Source organism: Actinosynnema sp. NPDC059797, assembly GCF_042732085.1.
Taxonomy (GTDB): Bacteria; Actinomycetota; Actinomycetes; order Mycobacteriales; family Pseudonocardiaceae; genus Actinosynnema.
This window is the reverse complement of sequence record NZ_JBHWIE010000601.1, coordinates 1-2890: the sequence shown is the minus strand read 5'-3', so window position 1 is coordinate 2890 and position 2890 is coordinate 1. Positions and strand designations below refer to the sequence as shown.

At 71.0% G+C, this 2890-nt stretch carries 3 protein-coding genes; 2 read left to right on the top strand and 1 reads right to left on the bottom strand.

Annotated elements, in window-relative coordinates; all coding sequences use genetic code 11:
* Positions 1-1738 (bottom strand): catalase (locus tag ACFV4N_RS42280; protein WP_499678326.1); only part of this gene is annotated, 1738 nt, incomplete at its 3' end.
* A 171-nt stretch (positions 1739-1909) separates the two neighbouring features.
* On the opposite strand from ACFV4N_RS42280, the gene ACFV4N_RS42275 reads away from it, so the two are divergent.
* Together ACFV4N_RS42275 and ACFV4N_RS42270 are read left to right on the top strand one after the other, a co-directional pair.
* A complete protein-coding gene (locus tag ACFV4N_RS42275; RefSeq protein ID WP_499678325.1) occupies positions 1910-2284 on the top strand; it encodes a helix-turn-helix transcriptional regulator in 375 nt (124 codons plus the stop codon).
* A gap of 10 nt (positions 2285-2294) precedes the next feature.
* Positions 2295-2711: a VOC family protein gene (locus ACFV4N_RS42270; protein ID WP_499678324.1), complete on the top strand. Its 417-nt coding sequence runs from the start codon at positions 2295-2297 to the stop codon at positions 2709-2711.
* Positions 2712-2890: the final 179 nt, after the last annotated feature.

The window sequence follows — 2890 nt, the reverse complement described above, 5'->3', positions numbered from 1 at the left end:
TCGGCACCTCGGCCAGGGGCTCGGTGGGCTCCGGCGCGGGCAGGCCCAGTCCCTCGGCCACGCGGGCGCACAGGTCGGCGTCCACGTTCGCCAGCACCCTCAGCTGGCGCTCCTTGACGGCCTGCTCGTAGCACTTGCCCAGCTCGAAGGTGAACGCCCGCACGACGTGCTCGCGCTCCACCGGGCTCAGGCTCCGGTAGAACATGCGCGGCTGGCTGAAGTGGTCCGAGAACGAGGCGGGCGACCGGCGCTGCTTCACCGACGCCGCGACGGGCGCGGCGACCTCCGCGAACGCGCCCGCGTCCATGCCCGCGAAGAACGGGCAGCCGCCGTCGAGCGAGTTCGGCTTGTACGGCGCCACGCCGCTGTGCACGGCGTGCTGGTGGAAGCCGTCGCGCAGCATGTCGTTGACCGGCGCGTGCGGGCGGTTGATGGGGATCTGGTTGAAGTTCGGCCCGCCCAGGCGGCTGAGCTGGGTGTCGATGTAGGAGAACAGGCGCGCCTGCAGCAGCGGGTCGTCGGTGACGTCGATGCCCGGCGGCAGGTGTCCGACGTGGAACGCGACCTGCTCGGTCTCGGCGAAGTAGTTGGTGGTGTTGCGGTTGAGCGTGAGCATGCCGATCGGCTGCACCGGGGCCAGCTCCTCGGGCACGATCTTCGTGGGGTCGAGCAGGTCGATGCCCTCGAAGGTCTGCTCCGGGGTGTCCGGCAACACCTGGATGCCCAGCTCCCACTGCGGGAACGCGCCCGCCTCGATGGCGTCGAACAGGTCGCGCCGGTGGAAGTCCGGGTCGACGCCCGCGATCATCTGCGCCTCCTCCCACAGCAGGGAGTGCACGCCGAGCCTGGGCTTCCAGTGGAACTTCGCCAGCGACGTCCCGCCCTCGGCGTTGACCAGCCGGAAGGTGTGGACGCCGAAGCCCTCCATCATCCGGTACGAGCGCGGCACGCCCCGGTCGGACATGTGCCACATCACGTGGTGGGTGGCCTCGGTGTGCAGGGACACGAAGTCCCAGAACGTGTCGTGCGCGCTCTGCGCCTGCGGGATCTCGCGGTCCGGGTGCGGCTTGGCGGCGTGGACGACGTCCGGGAACTTGATGCCGTCCTGGATGAAGAACACCGGGATGTTGTTGGCCACCAGGTCGAAGGTGCCCTCGGACGTGTAGAACTTGGTCGCGAACCCGCGGGTGTCGCGCACCGTGTCCGCCGAACCGCGCGAACCGACCACGGTCGAGAACCGGGTGAACACCGGGGTGGTGACGCCCTGCTTCAGGAACTCGGACTTGCAGACCTGCTCGGCGTTGCCGTAGCCGACGAACACGCCGTGCACGCCCGCGCCGCGCGCGTGCACCACGCGCTCGGGGATGCGCTCGTGGTCGAAGTGGGTGATCTTCTCCCGCAGGTGGTGGTCCTGGAGCAGCGTCGGCCCGCGCTCACCCGCCTTGAGCGAGTGGTCGGTGTCGTACAGGCGCAGCCCGGTGGACGTGGTCAGGTAGGCGCCCTGCTGCTCGCGCACCTCGTGATCGGCGCCGGTCTCCGCGCCGGTGGCGGTCCGCGTCTGCGGCGAGGCCTGGTCGGCCTTGCGGGGCAACGGCTCCTGCGGCTCGGTCGGCTCGTCGAGTTGCGGCGGCTTGCTGCCCGGTGCCCCGGGAACGGGCGGGGTGACCAGGTCGGCGACCTTCTCCACCGCCTTGTCCAAGGCTTCTTTCACGACCTTGGCGGGCTTGCTCGCGTCCACGTGCTCCTCCTCGTCGGCAGTCACCAGGCAACTACCCGAAGGAAGAGGATCTACACCCGTTCGGGGCGGGCAAGCGCGCTCAGTGACCGGGAACGGCGGCGCCCGGCGCTGTGGGAAAGTGGTCGCGTGAACCTGGAAGACCTCGTCCGGCTGCGCCGAGCCCGCGACACGATGGACCGCGACTACGCCAAGCCGCTCGACGTGCCGGCGCTGGCCCGCGCCGCCCTCATGTCGCCGGGCCACTTCTCCCGCAGCTTCCGCGCCGCCTTCGGGGAAACCCCGTACAGCTACCTGATGACGCGCCGGATCGAGCGGGCCAAGGCGCTGCTGCGGCGGGGCGACCTGTCGGTGACGGAGGTCTGCTTCGAGGTCGGCTGCACCTCGCTGGGGTCGTTCAGCTCGCGGTTCACCGAGCTGGTCGGCGAGAGCCCCAGCGCGTACCGGGCGCGCGACCACGGGGACGGCGCCGCCATCCCGGCGTGCGTGGCGAAGATCCTGACGCGACCGGTCAGGAACGGAGAAGCCAAGCCCGCCGCCCGCACGTAGCGTGACCCGCATGGAAATCACGCTCTCTCAGTGCTTCATCGCCGTGGACGACCACGACAAGGCGCTCGCCTTCTACCGGGACGTGCTCGGCATGGAGGTGCGCAACGACGTCGCGTTCGAGGGGATGCGCTGGGTGACGGTCGGCTCGCCGTCTCAGCCCGACGTGAACATCGTGCTCGAACCGCCCCTGGCGAACCCGAACGCCTCGGCCGCCGACAAGGAGACCATGGCCCAGCTGTTGGCGAAGGGCCTGCTGCGCGGCGTCATCTTCACCACCGACGACTGCGACGCCACCTTCGAGCGCATCCGCGCCGCGGGCGGCGAGGTGCTCCAGGAGCCGACCGACCAGCCCTACGGCGTCCGCGACTGCGCCTTCCGCGACCCCTCCGGCAACATGCTGCGCTTCAACCAGGCCCGCAAGGGGTGAGCCGCCGCCCGCCGGGTCACCGCCCGCCGGGTCACCGCGTCGCCAGGACCTGGCGGCCGCAGTCCAGGTGCCGGGACACCCCGGGGTCGTCGGCCAGCTCCCGCGCCAGGACCTCGACCACCACCCGGGTGCACGAGGGCGGCAGCCGTCGCGCGGGGGCGGCCTCGGCGGTCCACGAG